Raw genomic sequence first — 20092 nt, 5'->3', positions numbered from 1 at the left:
TTGCCCTCAGTATGCGACCAGGTAGTCGGCTGACGTCATGACTAACGCCACGGCTAGTCCCACTCTGGTCGCGCGCCAATCGTCCTCACCAGCCTCGGTAGGCACGCCTGCCACCACATCACTAAAACTGTCGACAGCTGCCTGGGACATAGCACCACCCGCAAGCAACAGATTCAGGTGGGCGAAAAGTTCTGGCAAATCATCTGCCAGAGTTTTCTCATAGCTGTAATCGGGAAGAAAACTGGTGCGCGCAAGCTCTGGATCGAAATTGACCCCTGTCAGCCCCCCTATTTCGCGGTAGGTCGACAGGTCTGCGTATTGCGTGTTGGCCATTGCGAAAAACGTGATGAAATTCATGTAAGCCGGAATCGTCTCTGTGGTAAGAATTTGTAATTCAGGCACCGTCATGCCTGCAGCGCCGCTATCTGTTCCGGGAGGCACGTAACCCGGACGATAGAAATTGAATACCGATGGCGCCCGAAATGGGTGTTGAGCCAGACCCTGACCGTAAATCGATACCGAGGACAGATCATATAACTCAACCGTGTATTCAGGGGTTATAGCACCCGCATTAAACGCTCTGGCCCATTGGGTAAAACGCAATACGGGCTCGCGCAGTTTGCCAAAAGTGTTTGGTGCCTCTGGCTGCAGGTTTTCACGATCGAGCAAAATGGCCGCAATAGTTGCCTTAAGATCACCACGCAGCCCGCCACCAACGACGGTACCGTTGGGGAGCGAGTACCGGCCATTATTAAAAACTTGAGTAACTCTCGAGATATAACCAGCAGATGGATTGGATGTGGTGAACCTCTGAATGAGCTGGCGTGAAAGAAATGGCCCAACACTCGCCACGCTCATTAATCGATCTAGTGCTAGCGTGATGCTGTCCTCGGCACTGGTATTTTCTGGAATAGTAAGACCCAGAAAGGTTTTTGCGCTTGCAGAATGCCGTGCTGGGTAAACAGCCATGGGTTCCCGCCAACTCCTAAGGACTTCTGGTGCTTCAGGATCATTTTGACCCTGCGCGGCATTGACACTGCGATCCAGCCCCGTGAATACTTTTGCCAAGCCTGTAATGTCATCGTTATCGTATAGCTCGGCGGAACCATTGTCGTCATTGCTACCGCTGGCCGCCGTACCGTCGTCATTTAGAACGACTAGCCCCATGGTGAACAGCTGAAGGATTTCCCTCGCGTAGTTTTCATCGGGTTGACGCCCTGTGTCAGGATCTCCCTTTTGATTTCCCATATAGGTTAAGAAATATCCCATTCCGGGTGAGTACGTAATCGCCTCCAGTAACTCCCGGTAATTACCGAAACCGAACTCGGTCAATAAAGACTGGTGGTAGGCCACCGCCTCCGGATATTCGGTGAGCGCATTACCTCCACCATTGGAAATCACTAAAATTTGAGACAGCGCGTAAACCATTCGCTGACGAAGCTGATCTTTTCCAGCGATGCTATGCTGCCAAAATGCAAAAGTCGTCGCCGAGCGATTCCATGGGTTTAGAATCAGGAATGGAAGCTGAGCCTGATAACTATCGAGAGTCGCAAGATAGTCAGAAGGATCCTCACTAAACTGCTGCAGCAGCCAATCAGAGACGCTGGTACCGACCAAGGCCGACACATCACTGCGCGTAGCCCCAAAGGTCGCTTGAGCGAGAAATCGGGATGTACTGGCCTCACTCGCGAAAGGTAGGGCATCGGTTTCAGGGTCACCAAAATTATCGTCAAAGAACTCGCCACGGACATCTTTAACGACACGTAAAAGGTCTATGAAGGTATTTCCTGCACCCTGAGCCGAAGAAATACTGGAAAAGCCCAGGGCGATGAGCAGCACTAAGATGCAGACAGCTGTGACAGCGGTTGCTCCTTGCATAGCAGCACATCTCTTTTCTCTTCTCGCCATACTAAGCTCTCGTTTACCCCTTCTCGTTAACTGATACGACTGAAAGAAACATGTCCGTCGTTCGCTGTTCTGTTATATCAGTGGTGCGTTAAAGCCAAGCGCACGGCGTTTTCCTCGCCTATAGCAATGTCGCGTCTTTGCTCCCGACTATTCAAACTCACACTTGGGAGACTTACAGCGATTCATACTGAGCATACAGGGATCTTAAGCAACCCCACCCCAATACCTCTCGCTTCCATCAGCGTCATGGCACTTAGCACCTGACAAAAACTTTACCAATGCCCTGCCCAACGCTACGTTGCTGTAAACAGGAGCGTAGCGGTGCAAACACAACGCTTGGGCAGGCTCACTGTAAACCGACTTCGAGCACCATTTAACGGTCAGTAGCGGTCAGTCACTTGAACCCTTGGGATGGTTGCGAAGCCGCGGAAGCAACATGGGGATGCGTGCCATTGTGTCTGCGTATTCCGGCCGACGCGCCAAGGAGCGTTTCTCCATCATGGGAATACTGGCGTAGCGGAACATTAGAATCATGGCCAGAGCGCCTAGCCCTACCCACCATGCACCCTGAGGATAAGCAGCCAGTCCAAAAAGCGCCAAACCCACCCACATACCGATTTCACCCAGGTAGTTAGGATGTCGACTCCGTGACCAGAGCCCCGTTTCCAACGTATCACCGGGCTTTGCCTGTGCCGCAAATGCGTGCAGTTGGACATCGGCGGTCATCTGCAAGGTAATCGCAGCGAACATAACAAGCGCCGCCAAACCGTCTATTACATTGAGGGGTTGATCTCCGAGTACCGTAACGGCATAAACCGGCAACATACCCAAAAACACCTGTATGGTCGGGAATACATGGACTCCCATTAAATCCACAGCAACAGCATTGCGACCCGCCTGCTCTCGAAGCATGCCGTATCGCCAGTCCTCATGGTGCAAGCCCGGCCAGTAATACGCCCAGTGGCAGGTCAGTCGCGTCGCCCAAAAGAGCAATAAGGCAAGGACCAGCATCTCACGAAGCGTTGACGCACTACTCCCTACCACCATCCACCAAAGCATCAGCACAGGCGGAATCACAGACCAAAACGCATCATAAAAACTGCTATTACGGTGCCAACGGCTAGCTCCAAATACCACGACGGTTGCCGCCAAATCAGCCCATAATGCGCGCCACAAAGGCTCAGCCGTTGACAAAATGAGCACCAGCCCCGCGACAAACAAGGCAATCACGTAAACCACAGTAACTCTGACTAAGGCTTCAGACTTTGGGATATCTGAACGGGGTCTTTGCCAAATTGCATGCATGGTAGAGCTACCTTTTAATTGTGTAGGGGACGGTCGGTAAATCGTCCGAAATAAGTCATCAAAACCGGCACCAAGGAGAAAGTCACAACCACCATAATAGGAATTGCGATAGTCAGTAACTGACCTAAAGACGCCGCACCTCGATGGGTGCTTGTCATCAAAGAGGCAAAGGTTGCCACCGTCGTTACCGCTGACAGCATGACCGCCCTTGGAGTACTCGATTGCATCAGTCGCTCGACAGAACCCAAAGTCTGATAACGGTGCGCAATGTGAATCGCTGAATCAATCCCTAAACCAAAGATGAGTGGCACTACTAAGACGTTAGCCATGTTGAGAGACAGCCCTACCCACTCCATAACCGCAAAGGTTAGTACGGTTGTCAGCATCAGTGGAACAATAACAACCATGGGCATAATCAGATTTCGATAATAAAGCATTAACATCAGAGCAATGCCCAGCACTGCCAGAATCGAGGCCTGCTGAAAGGCTCTAACAACCACACTGCCTACACCGTACTCAATGACTGCGCGTCCACCTCCGTTATCCACAACTGTGTTTGCCGCACTGACAAATGTGTTCAACCCTTCTCTGCTTTGGGTCGGCGTGGCAGGTCCAAACTCAAGTCGATGACGTCCATCCGGCAGGATCCACCGACGTTGCAACTGTTGCGATAAATCACTGATTTGGGGCGGCTCACTAGTGAGTAATGGCTCTAGGTCTTTGCGCCACTGTGAAATGGCCTCACGAATGTCTCCATCAAGGGCAATCAACTGGGCGTCATCGTAGCCCTGCAGCGTGGATATTAAATTTAAAATCTCCGCGGGCAATGTCGGCATCGTTGACAGCGCCGCTAATTGCGCTCTTACAACTTGAGGTTCAAGAGCTGGAAACTCTGAAACAAGGTCTAGGGCCTCGCGCAATTGAGTCAGCGCTAAGACACGATCCTTGTGATCGGACTGCGGTAGATAATCTTCGATAGATCTTACGTAGCCGACAGCCTCCAATTGGGCGAGCTGTGCTTTCAAGCCTGGCAGCTCATCCGGTAAGGCCATGGTAGAAATACTGTAGTCGGTACTGAAGCCACCGCGTTGCAGTCGATCAAGTAACGTCATGGCCGGCGTCTCGAGATCGCGCAGCCCCGCTACAGAGTAATCAAAGTGGGCATCACGCGCTTTTAATGTGGCTGTTACACCTAAGACTAACCAAATAGCCAATGTTAACTGCATGCTAGGCCACCGTAATTTCAATGGCCGTACTCTGGAGGGTAGGCTGCCGGGTAAACCCAGCAAACCAAACAGTGCTGGCAATAAGGTGACTGTTAGAAAAATAGCGACCAACATACCGCCAGCGGAAATTATCCCCAGCTCCCCAAGCCCTTTGTATTCTGTTGGCATGAAAGATAAAAACGCCCAGGCCGTTGTTGCCGCCGACAGCATCAGAGCAACACCCGTATTGCGAACCGCACTCGCCACGGCATTACTTTCGGCTCGGACTTCGCGCACCGCCAAGCCGTAGTGCAATCCAAAGTCGACACCCAAACCAAAGAACATGACGAGAAAGGCGAGGGACAGGGTGTTGTACTGACCCACCGTGATCATAGCTAAAGCGTGGGTCCATAGACTTCCGATAACGACTAGCAGCAGCATGCCTGCGGTCAAAACCCCTGACCTTACACCCAGCGCCAACACCAATATGAGAAATACAGTCGATAACCCTGCCGCCAATTTAACCCCAGCTAGAGCATCGGAAATTTCTTCATGAGCGAGCACGATATCACCCGTCAAAGCTATAGTTAGCGCAGGGTGGGCTGCCACCACAGGTGCAATCCACTTTTCTATATTCTGAACAATCTCAGCGCCGGGAAACTGCGCATCAAAATTCGGCTTATCACTGACAAGAATCAATTCATAAAATAAATCATCATAGGGGCTGAGCATGGCTGGCACTGCATTTTTGACCAGATCCAGGTTTTTTAATGTCGTCGCTTTTCCCTGTAAGAGATCTAACAACGCCGGCGGCGTCTCATTGGGCAATGTTACACCGAGCACGCCTAATGCACCGGTCAGGGCACCCTCACCCTGCAGTGCCGTGCTTAGCGTCACCAATGGTTGCACGCCGTCAATAAGCGCCAAGAAATCTGGACGGTCGAGATAAAACGCTAGCGCATTACGGATCGCGGGTTGCCGCATAGGAGTAGCGATTTGATCGAGCTCTACAAAATCGGGAGCGGCAGCCAAAACCGTATCAACCGCTTCAGAGACCTGCGCAGCCTCGGCACCTGCCACTACAATGATGGTCAAATTACGGAGTTGAGGAAAATCCGTTTTTAATGCTTCGTCATCACTGAACCAATGCTCTGAGTCGCGGGGCAGTATGACCTCGTCCATGGAAGAATTAAGGCGGAATTGATTCGCTCCAAAGGCGCCGGCTAATACGGTAACGCCCAGCAGTAACAGCAGCGTTACTGTTGGGTTAGCGAAGCAGCGAGTGACCCAGGCTTCAAGTAGCCTCATCAAACGCTCCTACGCACATTAATCTCACACCACCGATGGCTCGCGCTACGCTGAATATCTGATTGCAAAGATCTCGCAAGATGACAGCAACCATTTGATCAAATACCCGACCAGCTGTGGGGATTCACAGGCTCTGAAGATGGCACAACGTTTACAGGAATACCGGTTAAGTGCGCCATGCCCGAGAGCGGCTCCAAACCCTCAGGGCCATCAGATGCGAGAATATTGACGTTGGCCCCCCGCAGCTTGTTGGCGATATTGAGTCCTTGAGCATGCTGGTGTCCCCACCCATGGGGTACCGAGACCAAGCCCCGCTCCAAGGTTTGCAAGGCCGCTACGGGCAAGCGGATGCTCCCCGCTGCAGAAGTAATATCAACAGCGCTCCCAGCCGAAAGTTTTAAGCCTGCCAAATCGGCTGGGTTCATATAAGCCACATTCGTTTGTTCGTTATCGCCTCGCGTCAAAGAAGCCACATTCTGGGTCCAACTGTTGTGGGTATTGTGGCGTCGCTTTGAAATCAGTCTGAAGTCACCCGGCGATGTGGTACCGCTAGCGGGTGTTGCCAACGCTGCCAACCGTGCCACAAAATCTGAAGGCGCCAGCTGTACTTTACCGTTTTCAGTGGTTACGCGTTTACCCAAAAAACTACCGGACTTGGTGCTAGCCACAGGATACCCGTCGGGATGGTCGAGTAGTTCCCGAAAACCGGGTGCCTTATTGTGTTTTAAAATACGATTAAGTAGCCAGCGCTGAGGGAAGCCCCTACCCCGCAACGTACCCAGCCAAGTGAGACCACTCAAAACGCTTTGAAGCAACTTGGAACCAAACAATCCCACTCCACAGGCTGCCGCGAGTTGTGTGTAAATTGTGGCCTCGTCGCGGGTCTCGCCCGGAGGCGCCAATACCGCTTCGGTTGCCGCCAAATAGGGAATCGACTGCAAGCCTAAAAACAGTGGAAAAACGAAGGGCAAATCAGGTCGCTCTAACGGCGAAGTCGCCGGCAAGACGTAATCTGCCAAACTGGCCGTCTCATTTAAATAAATATCGGTCACCACCAAAAGCTTCAATTTTGTGAAGGCAGAACGAAGGCGCTCGGCATTAGGCATTGTCATCAAAGGATTACCCCCGGTGACAAATAAGGTTGAGACCTGCTCTTTTCCCGGTGTCAGAATTTCATCGGCCAATATGCCACCGGGCATGGCACCGTTCAAACTGCGGAAGTTGCCAACCCTCGAGCGCGTATCTCGGGCAAACAACCCCTTGCGCTTGGCGTAGGCTGCAAAGTCGAAGATTCCCTCACCAATTAAATGACCGCCTTCCCGATCCAAGTTACCACTGAGGGCAATAATGACCTCAACCAACCACTGGGCGAGGGTGCCCTGCCCCCCCATACCCAACCCCGTACCCGTCGCGATGGCAGCACCTTGAGCACGACAAAATGCGCCAACAAGATCTCTTAATTGGTCGGGGGCAATACCCGTTATTGTGGCTGTGCGTTCTGGGGCCCAATCTTTGGCAAGAGACTCGAGTTGTTCGATGCCATCAAAATACTGTGCGTCCAGCGTTTTTTCCGGCGGGTACAGATCAACTAGCACGTGTAGGAAACTGAGCAGAAAATACACGTCCGTTCCGGGACGAATAGCCTGATACTCACCAGCCACTTTGGCGGTCTCAGTCTCTCGAGGGTCAACAACCACAACGCGACCACCACGTTTTACGATGCTTTTAAGCCTCTTTACCGGATGAGCGACTTGCAAAAACGTCCATTTGGAAACAACTGGATTGGTCCCAAGAATCAGTAAAAATTCGAGCTTGTCTAAATCGGGAAAGGGCTGCGTAAACGGAAAGCCGTAGATTTCTTGGGCTGCAGCAAAACGATGTGCGCAATCCTGCGTTGCGGAACTGTAAACATTGCGCGAGCCAATGCCTTCCATAAAGCCCTGGGCAAAAATTGGGTGCAGTAAACTAAAACCTGCCGCTGTCCCTACGTACATGCCAATCCGATGGGGGCTAACCTCGCGTTCTGCGCGCACAACAGCGCCAATTTCATGAAGCGCCGTTTGCCAACTCACCGGTTCATAACGATCACCCACGCGCTTGAGGGGTGTGGTTAAGCGGTCAGGCGAGCTATACATCTCACCCTGCGCCAACCCCTTCATGCAGGCGAAGCCTAGGGTTCCATGGTGGCCTTTACGGGGTTCTATGCGCGCCACGGCACCGGCCTCGACAGATACCTCCAGTGCGCAGCTTGCCTCACAAATTCGACAGAAAGTTTGCTTCTTCAAAGACTCAACCTTCATCCAGCCATTACCCTAGACGGCGCTCCATATCTGCGACATGTTCAAGCGATTAAAAGCACCCAGAGGCCAAAGCCTACACCAAAATACAGCCACGCTGCTCAGCGAATTTCAGGGGCTCAAAACGCAGATGTTAGCATCGGGTTGGCTAGCCCACTCAGTCCAAGACCCGTCGTACACTCGAGCTGTGATACCCAGATGATACAGCGCCAAAGCCAACACGCAGGCCGTTACACCGCTACCGCAAGTCGTAATAATGCCCCGCTCAACAGACAGTGCGTCGCCAAAAATATTACGCAGCTGATCTTTTGACTTAAATCCACCGGTCGCTGAATCAATGAGCAGGTTAAACGGAATATTGACAGCACCGGGCATGTGCCCACTCGGGAGGTTCGGTCGGGGCTCGGATTCTGCGCCAGAAAAACGCCCGGCCGACCGCGCATCAAAAATAGTGACATCCTGCGCTTCAACAGCACGATCAACGTCGTGATGGGCCGCAAATAGTGCATCATTAAACACGGCAGAATAGGGCTCAGGTTGCAATTGAGAGGCCTCGCCGGGAGACGTGGGCAGGTTAGCGGCTTCCCATGCCGGCAGCCCGCCCTCCATAATCGCGACCCGCTCGTGTCCAAACAAACGAAATAACCACCAAACACGGGCTGCAGTAAACAGACCCTGCGTGTCATAGATAACAATAAAGTCGGTGTTTTTTATGCCCATCGCCGGCATGGCTTGGGCAAATTGTTCTGTCGTGGGACAGGTGTGAGGTAGTTCTGCAGCGGTATCTGCCACTTGTTCAATATCGAAGAAAACGGCACCGGGAAGTGCTTTCTCCGCAAATTCAGCGCGGGCATCGCGCCCCGCGGCAGGCATGTGCCAAGAGCCGTCAATAATGCTGATACCTGGCGCCTCAAAATTGGCTTGTACCCAAGGGACACTGACGAACGCGGGATTAGACATCGAAAACACCTCTGTTAAGTAGGTCGTATACAACCCGTTAAGTTCGGCAGCCAAGATACACTTTTACCCGCCGAAATTCTTGAGATTCATCGAGGTCGGGGAAAGTGTAACTACTGCTGGCAGTCAGTAGCTGATAGTTCTCCGCACTGAAATCCCGTACCCGTGAGTCGGCAACCAGCACTGAAGGCGCACGGTTAAGAAATGCCTGTAGCCAAGCTAAATTCGCCCTATCGTAGAGAACGTCAGAGGCCAAGATAATATCGATCTCACCACTGTAGCTGTCTAATGACGAGGCATCTTCGAGCACCACACCGTTCAGCTCGGCATTACAGGTACAGGCAAGCAGCGCGAGTGGGTCGGTGTCGCAAACAACCACCGATCTCGCGCCCGCAATTGCGGCTGCCACTGCAACTACACCAGAGCCAGCGCCAAAATCTAGAACTCTGCGCCCTTTTACATAGTGGGGGTTATCCAAGATAAATCGGGCCAGCACCTGTCCAGATGCCCAACAAAACGCCCAATACATGGGGGTATTCATGATCTTAGCGACTGTATCGTTGTCCAGCAGATGCTGAGGGTAAGACTGTTGCAGCAGCGCGAGTCGTATTCCAGGGACCTCGGGAAGCGCAACGACCTCCAAATCAGCATTGGGTATTACTGCACTCAACCGCTGACTTAATTCACTGCGCGTCATGGTGAATCCTATTGCGACCCCAAAGCCCTCAGCCTGTTGCGGCATTGACTTGAGTTCAAGGCTTTTGTTTAAACGCCTGAGATATTTTGCGCCCCGCGCCGCTGATGACGTGGGCTACTCAGCGCAAATGGCGGGGGCAACTGGACAGCAAGCTGAGGATGAAACTCAGATTATTCAGCGCGCAGCAATAGCGTTTTCAATTCACCGTTGCCCAACCATGCCTGCCCTGACTGGCCTGATAATCCGGACAGCAACAGCGATGTTTGCAGCGACGAAGACAGTGCAGTTGCCATCATGCGTTGCTGATATGGCAATTGCTGCTCATAAACAGGGAGGGCTGCCTCCAAGCTATCGGCGCCATCAATCCTCTCGACAAAACCGCGCAAATGCGCCTCCAGTGCATTTACCAGCTCAGCATCATGAGCAACTTCGGGGGAGAGATTGACATCCCAAGTCATATCCGTGCGCAGATCACATTGCGCAACCCAACGCCCGGCTAAACGCTCCCCCCATTCTTGAGGAGAAATGAGAGACAGACGCCAGCCGTCGTCCTGCCGATAGAGAAAATAGGTTTTCCCCGGCACGACCCTAAAATCAAAACGGGCAGACAGCACCAGCGTCGAAAGACAGAAGTCTCTAAGAATTGCCTCTCCAGACTTCTTATCAACGGACCAAGGCTGTAGCGCATTGAGCGAGTCGAGTATCGGCACCAGCCCTTTGCCCTGAGGATTACCTTCGGGAATAACCGGATGCGTCACTAAGCTAACTCAGGCTGCAGCGCAATAATGGCCGTGCGCAAAGCCGCAGGAATAGGACAGGGTTTGCGATCACTCTTATCGACAAAAACGCTGACAAAACTACCTCGGGCCGCAACCTCACCCGTTCGACGGTTTGTCATTTCCCACTCTGAGGTGAGACTGCTGTTACCTAGCTTTGTAAAAGCAACACCAACATCTACCCAGTCGCCAGGTAAACATTCGCTAACAAAGTCGATGTTAGCGTTCACCGTAAACGTGAGTGTCGGCTGCTCATGAATCTTGTTGAAGTCCCAGCCAAGCTCCGCCCAAAAGTCTGCAGACACCTCATCGGCTAAGACCAGATAGGTGGCAAAATAAGCGTGGCCATTAGCATCTGTGTCTGCAAAGCGAACCTTTTGCTCTCCGACGTAAGGGTAGGACATAGTAAACCTCAGTTTTTTAATTGCTCAGTTGTTAACGACAACCTGAATCAGCTGAACGGCGCGCCCCGTCAACAAAGCCACTCAGTAATCGGCGGATTATGCAGGCCTCCCGCTTAGTCAACACAAGGAGGCGCTACGTTGTAGAATGCACCGAAAGCCGTAACACTGTCACCATACGGCCTAGGAGCGGAATTCGATCATTAAGCCGCAGCACATTGACCCGAGTCCCCGGGACGCTCTTCATCCAGCACTGCGGGTCACCAAAGGGCCAATAAAATGGCCCACATATCGTCGCAAAAACCCTGTTGTTAACCATTGAAAAGGAGTCCCAATTTGGGACAACAACCCTCCAAGTCCCCCGAAGAACCACAGTCAACTCGAGGGCTAAGCCGCGGGATGTCTATTATTGCCTGGGTGCTCTTACTGGGCATGATGACTTCATTTTTTCAGGGGAAACTCGATGATCGAAGCAACCCTAATCGAACAGTCAATTCCACCCGAGGGGAAGATGGCCGCACCGAGGTGGTTCTGCAGCGAAACCGCATGGGGCACTACGTGGCCAACGGTACGATAAACGGGGTGGGCGTGACGTTTCTGTTGGACACAGGCGCTACTGGCGTAGCGATTTCGCCCGAGTTAGCCCAGCGCGCTGGTGCCCCGAGAGGCAAAGCCATTGTGACCCGAACAGCCAATGGCAATGCGCAAGGCTTCCTGACACAACTCAAGTCAGTACAACTGGGGGCGATTGAGCAAAACAATGTGCCGGCACAGATCGCACCAGGCCTCGCCACTGCCGAAGTTTTGCTGGGCATGTCATTTTTAAAGCATCTAGAAATGGTCCAGCAAGGCGATACCCTCACCCTTCGGCAATAGTGCCTAGGCCATGGGTTCTACTTCCCGCCAAAACCCTTTAATATTCGCCACCGCAAACTCTCTATCCCCGTCCTTTTGGAGCCCGTACTACGATGAATAGCAATTTCGCCATACTCCTGTTTATGCTCGTGATCTCCGGTTTGACATGGACAGGCATGCAGAACAACGATCCCAGCTGGACTGGCAACAAAAACCAGTGCGTCGATGAGTGCTATGCCGACTGGAAGGCCGAAAACGGTGGCAGCATTGCTGATGTCGAGCGAGTGAAACAGGAAGCGCTTGCAGCAGCTTCCCCGGCTGCGTTAGGGGAAAAGTATTACGGCCAGTGCGTTGCTTGTCATGGCGGCAACGGCGAGGGCGGAATTGGGCCTCAACTGCAAGGGCAGCCAGGATCCGACATTGCAATGAAGTTGACCGCCTATCGCGGCGGTGAGCAACGCGGCGGTCAGTCGGCGATGATGTGGCCAGTCGCCAAGCCAATGGCAGATTCAGATATTGACAATCTCGCCGCTTACATTTCTTCGCTATAAAGCAAAGTAAAGGGGGTAAGGGCGTCAACGACGGCCTTGCCGCCCCGCTCGGGCCCTCGAGTTACAAGCATGCAGTTCGCCGTCTCCGGCGATAAAGCGTGCCCGGCTTAGGGGCCGTTGTTTGAGCAAACCTCGCACCGCTGCGCCATCCCCTACTTCATACTTCGCGGCCAATTCGCAGCGCGGGCAGCAATGCCAACTGGGCTCGAAGGCGCAATGCTTATATTTTGGCCATCAAACCCTAGCCGTATCGCGCCTAAACGCATCACCAAATTCCCAAGCTATGATCGCCAGGCTGATGCCGCACCACAGGTAACCAGCCAACAGCCAACCCACGCTAGGCATCACAACGACCAGCGCCACTGCAACCACTACTAAACGAGGCACATCCAGTAAACACAGCGTTGATAAGCGCCAACCCTGCAGCCACCCTGCCGTCACTACGCCCGTCCAAATTAACAATAGCCACCACATCCAGTAGCCTGCAGCAGAAAGGGCTTCAAGTTGGCCCCAAAGTAATAAAGCCGTCGCAGCGGCCAACTGCAATCCGCCATAAACCCTTCGAGGCACAGACACTTCAGGGTCATAGCGTACGAACTGCTCAAGATCAGACTTTTGTCGGGGCCAAGTGCCACTTACGTCTGAGGGCTGCCAACCGGTTCGCGCCCACAAAACGCGAAATCGATCGCGCCAACTCGCGGTTCGACGCATGTCATCGAACATATCTCGGTAAATGTGGGTCAGAGCCACTAGCGGGTTCCAGCTTCGTATAGGCCCCCTGATACCATAAACGCAGGGCTCATCCGGCAATTCCCGTTGGTAAGTCCCAAAAAGGCGGTCCCAAATAATGAACACACCCCCATAATTACGGTCCAGATAGCAATCATTCTGCGCGTGATGCACCCGATGATTGGAGGGCGTTACAAATGCGCGCTCCATTAAACCCAGCTCAGGGATATGCTGTGTGTGCACCCAAAATTGATAAATGAGGTTAAGCGCTCCAACGGTTACCACCATCTCGGCGGGGATTCCTAGCAGGAACAATGGCACATAAAAGACCCACCCCAGTAAAAAGCCGGTACTAGTTTGGCGCAGAGCCGTCGATAGGTTGTAATCTTCGCTTTGATGGTGGGCAACATGTGCAGCCCAAAAAAACTGCCGTTCATGACCTATTCGGTGCTGCCAGTAGTAACAAAGGTCGTAGAGCACGAACGCGATGATCCAGGCCCCAACCGAATCTACTGACCACTGCGTAATCGTCGTCTGTTTTGCCGCCCAAGCGTATGCAAATCCTCCCGCCCCCAAAACGACGAACTTTCTTGCCTGGCTCAGAATCCCCAGCATTAAACTGCTAAACGCATCGTTTAAGCGATAGGTATTCCGACCCCGAACGATGCCAAAAACAAGCTCAAACACCATCGCCAACAAGAAAAAGGGAACTGCGAGCTGAATAAGGTCCACTAGTAATGAGATTCCTAATAAATTGATTGCCAAGGCCCAGCGAACCGGGCGCGTATCGCCGTCACTATAGAGCAAACCGGTCAAACGCGGCACCGCCTAACACTGGACCCAAAGATGGCCCTATATCACCTGAAGCTGTCGCTGCCTTCACAGCAGCGAGCTTGAAAATCTAAGGGCAAACTTGGTCTAGCCCGTCAGCATTTTTGTAGCCATAATGACCAATTACTCTCTAACACACTGAACGCCGCAGCCTTTTTTATCGAGGCGCTGCTCGACCGCATTTTACCGCTGCAGTCTAAGCAGACAGACGAGCCCCCGAACCTCGGAGTCAACATGCATAAGTTTTTTGCGCCAATCATTTTCTCCCTAGCCCTGTTGGGGCTCCCTGCCTCCGTGGCCGCTTGGGAAGCAACCATAGAACGAGACATCTGGGGCGTGCCGCACATTAAGGGCGCTACAGATGCCGATGCTGCCTATGGGCTGGGTTACGCAATGGCTGAGGATACCTGGAAAGTTATCGAAGCCATGATCCCCTACTATCGAGGTAATGCAGGGAGCTTTTTTGGTCCAGACGCCGCCAAGCAAGATTATGTGGTTCATTGGCTAGGCCTCTGGGACGATCTTGAGCTGCGCTACGAAAGTGATTTAAAGCCAGAAACCCGGGAGTACGTGGAGGCCTATGCTGCGGGCGTAACCCGCTACGCTAAAGAGCACCCAGAGGCGGTGTCACTCGATGTATTGCCGGTCACGGGCAAGGATGTCATTGCCGGTCACATGCTGCGACACCCGCTGTTCTATGGCTTCCAAAGCACAGTGACTGAGTTGTTAGGAGAGACTCGAGCCCGCCCCATTGCCACCGCCGGCAGCGTCACGCTAAATGAACAACCCATCGGCTCTAATGCAATCGCGGTAGGGCCCCAGCGAAGTGCTGATGGCTCTACCATGTTAGTAATTAATTCCCACCAACCGTTAACCGGACCAGTAGCCTGGTACGAGGCACACCTCCAATCTGAAACCGGCCTCAATGTGATGGGAGGCCTGTTTCCCGGCGCACCCGCTATCGGCGTGGGCTTCACCCCTGAAACGGCTTGGGGAGCAACCGTTAACAAGCCGGATCTTGTCGATGTCTTCGTTTTAGACATTGATCCCGACGATGAGGACCGATACCGACTTGACGGGCAATGGCTGGAATTGGAACAGAAAAAGGTAAAAATCGAAGTTCTGATCTGGGGGTTTATACCCTGGTCAGTCACGGAAACCGTTTACCGATCGGTGCATGGTCCAGTGCTAAAAACCGCGCACGGTACCTATGCAGTGCGCTACTCAGGTATGGGCGAGTTAAAGCAAGTTGAGCAGTGGCGGGCCATGAACCGGGCCCGGAGCTTTGAAGCATGGCAAGACGCGATTGCCCTCAATCATATTCAAAGCTTCAATTTCGTTTATGCCGGACAGGGCGGGAACATCCACTTTATTCACAACGCTCAAATGCCCAAACGCGCCCCCGGCTGGGATTGGTCTCAATATTTGCCGGGAGATCGCTCGGATCTTATCTGGAAAAGCTATTACGACACGCGCATGATGCCGCAGGTCACCAATCCTGACTCAGGCTTCCTGCTCAGTACTAACCAATCGCCCTTCGCCATTACCGAAGCCGGTAGCAACCCGGATCCCAGTAGCGTCGCACCCAATGGCGGCTGGCAAACCCGTATGACCAATCGAGCCGTGCGCGGACTTTCACTGTTTGCGCGGCACAACACCGTCTCGGAACAACAGCTTTTAGACATAAAGCATGACCACACTTACGACGAAAACTATCGAGGAATGGATTTTCTTCGAAAGGTGGCAACGCTGCAGCTCGTCGATCCGCAGTTGCAAGAAGCCCAACGTGTCCTCAAGGAGTGGGATCGTGCCACCAATAAAGGCAATCAAAACGCCCCTCTGGGGGTGTGCGTGCTAGCGGCAGAATGGCTGTCAGAAAGCGGCGGCACCGCGGTGCCCGACGCGAGAGCAACACTGCAAGACTGTGTCGAGCAAATTGTCGAAATGACCGGCCGAATGCGCCCTACTTGGGGCGAGGTAAACCGACATGGCCGCGGCGACACCCACTACGCTATGGCGGGCGGACCCGACACGCTACGAGCAGCCTACGCGGCGCCCAACGAAGATGATGCCACTTTCAATCGAGTCACCGGGGGTGATGGACTCTATTACCTCGTACGATGGGACGCTAATGGCGAACAAACCGTTCAAGGCACCCATCAATACGGCAATCATTTTGATGACCCTCTGGACCCTCACTTTCATGACCAAACAGAAGACTTCGCTAACGAAATAATCCACCAAGCCCTTTTTCGCAGTCTAGACAGAGCAGCGAAGGTAGAGCGGCGTTACACCATTTCTAGTGACTATTAGGCTTAGAATTTAGGCCTAGAATTGGTGCTTCAATGGCACCTATGCGCTGCATACGCCTATGTGGGCCATCAGCTGCGGGCCGTCAAATCATTGCAGCACGCCAGCTGGCCTGGTTGATTGCCTCCTTGGCATCAAGCTCCAGGGCTTCTTCAGCGCCACCGACAAGCTCAGAGGAAATATCCCGAGCTTGCAGTTCATCGTGCAGGGCGCGCAGAGGTTCCTGGCCCGTACAAATAATCACGGTGTCAACGTCAAGGGTCCGGGGTTGATTACCGATCAATAGGTGCAGACCCGCGTCGTCGATGCCCACGTACTCAACGCTGTTCAGCATGTTTACCCCGCGGCGCCCCAAAGTGAGACGGTGGGTCCACCCTGTGGTCTTGCCTAGCCCACGACCGACTTTTGTCTCCTTACGCTGCATCAGCCAGACTTCACGATCTGCTTTGGCAACAACCGGCTCTACACCGGTCACACCCCCTCGAGGATGGTTTTCAAAATCGACACCCCATTCCTTAGCAAACACGTCAATATCAAGAGCGGCAGAGGGACCCTCATGGGTAATTGTATCGGTCACATCGAAGCCGATTCCCCCCGCGCCAATCACAGCCACTTTTTTACCAATAGGCCGAGTGCCATTAATCGCGTCGATATAGCCCATCACCATCGGGTGGTCGATACCGGGAATATCGGGTTGCCGCGGGATGATGCCCGTGGCAACCATCGTGTGATCAAAATTACCCGCTGCAATGGTGTCAGCATCGACACGAGTGTTTAGCCTCACATCAACACCTAATTTTTCGAGTTGTTTTTTGTAGTAACGAATCGTTTCGTGGAACTCTTCTTTACCGGGCACCTGCTTCGCCAAATTAAACTGACCGCCCACTTCACCTGAGGCATCGAACAAGGTCACCCGGTGGCCACGTTCAGCAGCGACAGTGGCATAGGCAAGCCCCGCAGGCCCCGCACCCACAACTGCGACCGACTTGGGGTTATCGGTAGGGTTGTAGTTGAGCAGCGTTTCGTGACACGCCCTGGGATTGACTAAGCAGGAGGTGGTTTTGAAGTTAAATGTGTGGTCTAAACATGCTTGATTACAGGCGATACAGGTGTTGATTTCATCAGCGGCGCCAGCGTCGGCTTTACGCATAAATTGGCTGTCTGCCAACATGGGGCGCGCCATGGACACTAAATCGGCATCCTCTTGTGCCAGCACCGATTCGGCAACCTCGGGGGTATTGATTCGATTCGACGTAATCACAGGTATTGATACCTCATTGCGTACGCGATGAGTCACCCCCGTGAAGGCCGCGCGGGGCACCATGGTAGCAATGGTAGGCACCTGAGACTCGTGCCAGGTAAAGTGAGTCGAAATCATCGTGACGCCAGCGCTCTCGAGCTCCCGCGCCAGCTCAGCCACCTCGTCCCAACTCATGCCTCCTTGCAACATATCCATGGCCGCGATGCGAAAGATCACAATAAAATCATCGCCCACGGCCTCTCTTACGCGACGCACCACCTCTAAGGGGAAGCGCATGCGGTTGGTATAACTGCCGCCCCACTGATCGGTTCGTTGATTGGTTTTTTCAACTAAGAAAGTGGACAGAAGGTAGCCCGCCGAACCAATAATTTCGACGCCGTCGTAACCCGCCCGCTGAGCCAATTTAGCGCAATTAGCGTGATCGGCTATTTGCTTCTCAATGCCGGCTTCATCCAGCTCTAGCGGTGTGTAGGCGGCAATACGCGAGCGCACAGCCGAGGGGGCTACTAACTGATCATTGTAGGCAAGTGGACCCATGTGCAAAATTTGCATGCAGATTTTGGCGTCGGGCGCGGCTTTGTGTACCGCATCGGTTACCCGCCGATGGCCCTGGGCCTCCTGGTCGTTATTAAGCTTTGAAGCAGAAAAAGCCGGGTTGCCCTGCTCGTCCTTTACAACAATGCCACCCTCTTCGTTAGGAGCAATGCCACCCGTAATGATCATACCGATTCCGCCGGCAGCTCGTTCAGCGTAAAAAGCCGCCATACGATCGAAACCGTCGGGCATTTCTTCTAGGCCGGTGTGCATCGACCCCATGATGCTGCGGTTCTTAAGCGTCGTAAAACCTAGATCTAATGGGGTAAAAAGACGAGGATAATGTGCGTGCCCGCCAAGTTCTGTTGCCGCTTCCATAGTATGCTCCGCCCTTAACTACGTTTAATACATGACTTCCCAGTTGATAACAGGAGATTTATCGATGTCAATCAGCCTATACGACGCCAGCGTTCTATCGTATCTACAAACGGTACGAGCTGTTTCAAAAACACTGACCCTTGCTGAAGACGCCGCCGCTGAAAATATCTTGGATTTAGACGCCACCTTAAACTTTCAGCTGAGAGACAACATGCTGCCATTTTCTTTTCAGGTTATTTCGGTTTGGCACCATTCTATGGGTGCACTGAAGGGCATGCAGGCGGGTGTATTCGAGCCGCCACCAAAGGTCGCTGATGTCACCTGGTCAAAACTGCAAAGCCTGCTCACCGAAGCCGAAGACTATCTCGTCGCGCAAGAGCCCGAGGCGATTAATGCGCTCATGGGTAACGACATGGTTTTTCGCATTGGCAAACGCGAAATGCCCTTCACCACTGACGGTTTTCTCCTAAGCTTCTCCTTACCCAACGTCCATTTTCACGCCGCAACCACATACGCCATCTTGCGGCACCTTGGCGTCACCCTAGGTAAGCTCGACTTCCTGGGTGAGATGCGTTTTCGCAGCTAACCTGCCCCATTGCCACTCGGCAGTAGGCGCTAAAACAAGCTCAGATTGCACCACTTTCACGAAGCTCCGCTTCATCGAGACCCAAGCCTTGAACAATCTCAGCTGTGTGCTCTCCCGGAATTGGACAGCTACCGACCGAAGGTTTGCTAACACTAAATCGGGGCGCTGGCGCTGGCTGTACCACATCGTCGCGAGTGATGAAGACTTCTCGTTCAACGTTGTGTGGGTGCGTAACTGCCTCGGTTAAATTAAGCACGGGAGCAAAACAAACATCCGTACCCTCTAGCAACGCGCACCACTCATCTCGGGTTTTTTCGCGAAATAACGCGGCCATGCGCTGCTTCCCTGCGGGCCACTGCGTTTTATCCCACTGATCTGCAAACAGCGGATCGTCCCCAAGCCCCAGCCGTGCGATAAGGTCTGCATAAAACTGTGGTTCAAGGGGGCAAATCGTAATGTATTGGTCGTCTGAACAGGCGTAGGTGTCGTTCCATGGCGCGCCAAAATCTGCCCAGCCAGACCCGGGCTCATCGCTGATCTGACCGGTGTTGTGCATCATGCGCAGCAGTGACGAGATGTAGGCTGAGCCATCGGTAATTGCAGCATCGACCACTTGGCCTTGACCGGTTTTTTGCGCATGGAACAAGCCGCTGAGCAAACCAAAGATCAAGATCATGGTGCCTCCGCCAATGTCACCAACCAGCGTTAACGGAGCCGAGGGCACGCGATCTGTGCTGCCGCCCGGCCACAACGCACCGCTAAGGGCAATATAGTTGGGGTCATGCCCTGCTGCGTGGGCCAATGGCCCGCTTTGGCCCCAGCCGGTCATGCGACCAAAGACCAACCGGGGATTGCGCGCTAAGCAAACATCAGGGCCGAGCCCCAATCGCTCCATAACACCCGGACGAAATCCCTCGATCAACAAATCGCTGTCAGCCACCAGTTTAAGCACCAACTCAACCCCTGCAGGATTTTTAAGGTCAACAGCTACTGAACGTTTGCCGCGGTTATAAAACGTATGCGCCGCCATTTGTTGACTGGTTGGCGCAGCATTGGCATTGGGAGATCGTCGCTCGATTACGGTAACTTCAGCGCCCATATCAGCCAGCATCATCCCCGCACAGGGACCGGGGCCAATGCCCGCCAATTCAACAACTTTGACACCCGCGAGTGGTCCTTGGGACATTGAAAACTCCTAATCTT

The 20092-nt window shown here is 53.2% G+C and carries 15 protein-coding genes; 4 read left to right on the top strand and 11 right to left on the bottom strand.

The window, feature by feature from the left end; genetic code table 11:
* Positions 1 to 6: 6 nt before the first annotated feature.
* From ACMAZB_RS05230 to ACMAZB_RS05195, 8 genes are all read right to left on the bottom strand, one after another.
* On the bottom strand, positions 7 to 1878 hold the full coding sequence (locus tag ACMAZB_RS05230; RefSeq protein WP_435219690.1) for a DUF1800 domain-containing protein: 1872 nt from the start codon (positions 1876 to 1878) through the stop codon (positions 7 to 9).
* A gap of 420 nt (positions 1879 to 2298) precedes the next feature.
* Positions 2299 to 3213: a DUF1295 domain-containing protein gene (locus ACMAZB_RS05225; RefSeq protein WP_435219689.1), complete on the bottom strand. Its 915-nt coding sequence runs from the start codon at positions 3211 to 3213 to the stop codon at positions 2299 to 2301.
* Positions 3214 to 3227: 14 nt separating this feature from the next.
* Complete coding sequence (locus tag ACMAZB_RS05220) at positions 3228 to 5726, bottom strand: MMPL family transporter (protein WP_435219688.1); 2499 nt, start codon at positions 5724 to 5726, stop codon at positions 3228 to 3230.
* A 98-nt stretch (positions 5727 to 5824) separates the two neighbouring features.
* Entirely contained in the window at positions 5825 to 8011 is a 2187-nt protein-coding gene (locus ACMAZB_RS05215) for a molybdopterin-containing oxidoreductase family protein (protein ID WP_435219687.1), read from the bottom strand.
* Between the two features lie 123 nt (positions 8012 to 8134).
* Positions 8135 to 8983, bottom strand: coding sequence for a sulfurtransferase (locus ACMAZB_RS05210; protein WP_435219686.1), 849 nt, complete (start codon positions 8981 to 8983; stop codon positions 8135 to 8137).
* Between the two features lie 37 nt (positions 8984 to 9020).
* A complete protein-coding gene (locus ACMAZB_RS05205) occupies positions 9021 to 9677 on the bottom strand; it encodes a class I SAM-dependent methyltransferase (RefSeq protein ID WP_435219685.1) in 657 nt (218 codons plus the stop codon).
* A 170-nt stretch (positions 9678 to 9847) separates the two neighbouring features.
* On the bottom strand, positions 9848 to 10435 hold the full coding sequence (locus ACMAZB_RS05200) for a DUF2452 domain-containing protein (protein WP_435219684.1): 588 nt from the start codon (positions 10433 to 10435) through the stop codon (positions 9848 to 9850).
* Positions 10435 to 10857 carry an acyl-CoA thioesterase gene (locus tag ACMAZB_RS05195; protein WP_435215031.1) on the bottom strand — a complete coding sequence of 141 codons (423 nt, stop codon included), beginning with the start codon at positions 10855 to 10857 and terminating at the stop codon, positions 10435 to 10437. The genes ACMAZB_RS05200 and ACMAZB_RS05195 overlap by 1 nt, the downstream gene beginning before the upstream one ends.
* A 333-nt stretch (positions 10858 to 11190) precedes the next feature.
* Here ACMAZB_RS05195 and ACMAZB_RS05190 point away from each other — a divergent pair, with 333 nt between their 5' ends.
* Both ACMAZB_RS05190 and ACMAZB_RS05185 read left to right on the top strand, forming a co-directional pair.
* The gene (locus tag ACMAZB_RS05190; RefSeq protein ID WP_435219683.1) at positions 11191 to 11730 is read left to right on the top strand and encodes a retropepsin-like aspartic protease family protein; all 540 of its coding nucleotides are present in this window, start codon (positions 11191 to 11193) and stop codon (positions 11728 to 11730) included.
* A gap of 92 nt (positions 11731 to 11822) precedes the next feature.
* Positions 11823 to 12260 carry a c-type cytochrome gene (locus ACMAZB_RS05185; RefSeq protein ID WP_435215028.1) on the top strand — a complete coding sequence of 146 codons (438 nt, stop codon included), beginning with the start codon at positions 11823 to 11825 and terminating at the stop codon, positions 12258 to 12260.
* A 234-nt stretch (positions 12261 to 12494) separates the two neighbouring features.
* Here ACMAZB_RS05185 and ACMAZB_RS05180 read toward each other — a convergent pair whose 3' ends face one another.
* Positions 12495 to 13805 carry a sterol desaturase family protein gene (locus tag ACMAZB_RS05180; RefSeq protein WP_435219682.1) on the bottom strand — a complete coding sequence of 437 codons (1311 nt, stop codon included), beginning with the start codon at positions 13803 to 13805 and terminating at the stop codon, positions 12495 to 12497.
* A gap of 249 nt (positions 13806 to 14054) precedes the next feature.
* On the opposite strand from ACMAZB_RS05180, the gene ACMAZB_RS05175 reads away from it, so the two are divergent.
* Positions 14055 to 16133, top strand: coding sequence for a penicillin acylase family protein (locus ACMAZB_RS05175; protein WP_435219681.1), 2079 nt, complete (start codon positions 14055 to 14057; stop codon positions 16131 to 16133).
* A gap of 82 nt (positions 16134 to 16215) precedes the next feature.
* On the opposite strand, the gene ACMAZB_RS05170 is transcribed toward ACMAZB_RS05175, so the two are convergent.
* On the bottom strand, positions 16216 to 18303 hold the full coding sequence (locus tag ACMAZB_RS05170; RefSeq protein ID WP_435219680.1) for an FAD-dependent oxidoreductase: 2088 nt from the start codon (positions 18301 to 18303) through the stop codon (positions 16216 to 16218).
* 64 nt (positions 18304 to 18367) lie between these two features.
* Here ACMAZB_RS05170 and ACMAZB_RS05165 point away from each other — a divergent pair, with 64 nt between their 5' ends.
* The gene (locus ACMAZB_RS05165; protein WP_435219679.1) at positions 18368 to 18889 is read left to right on the top strand and encodes a DUF1993 family protein; all 522 of its coding nucleotides are present in this window, start codon (positions 18368 to 18370) and stop codon (positions 18887 to 18889) included.
* Between the two features lie 40 nt (positions 18890 to 18929).
* Here the strand turns inward: ACMAZB_RS05165 and ACMAZB_RS05160 are convergent, their stop codons facing one another.
* Positions 18930 to 20075 carry a CaiB/BaiF CoA transferase family protein gene (locus ACMAZB_RS05160; RefSeq protein WP_435219678.1) on the bottom strand — a complete coding sequence of 382 codons (1146 nt, stop codon included), beginning with the start codon at positions 20073 to 20075 and terminating at the stop codon, positions 18930 to 18932.
* Between the last annotated feature and the right edge of the window lie 17 nt (positions 20076 to 20092).

This window comes from Luminiphilus sp. nBUS_07 (genome assembly GCF_051201685.1).
GTDB lineage: Bacteria > Pseudomonadota > Gammaproteobacteria > Pseudomonadales > Halieaceae > Luminiphilus.
Note: the sequence above shows the minus strand (reverse complement) of the source record. Positions and strands in the feature narration are given on the sequence as shown.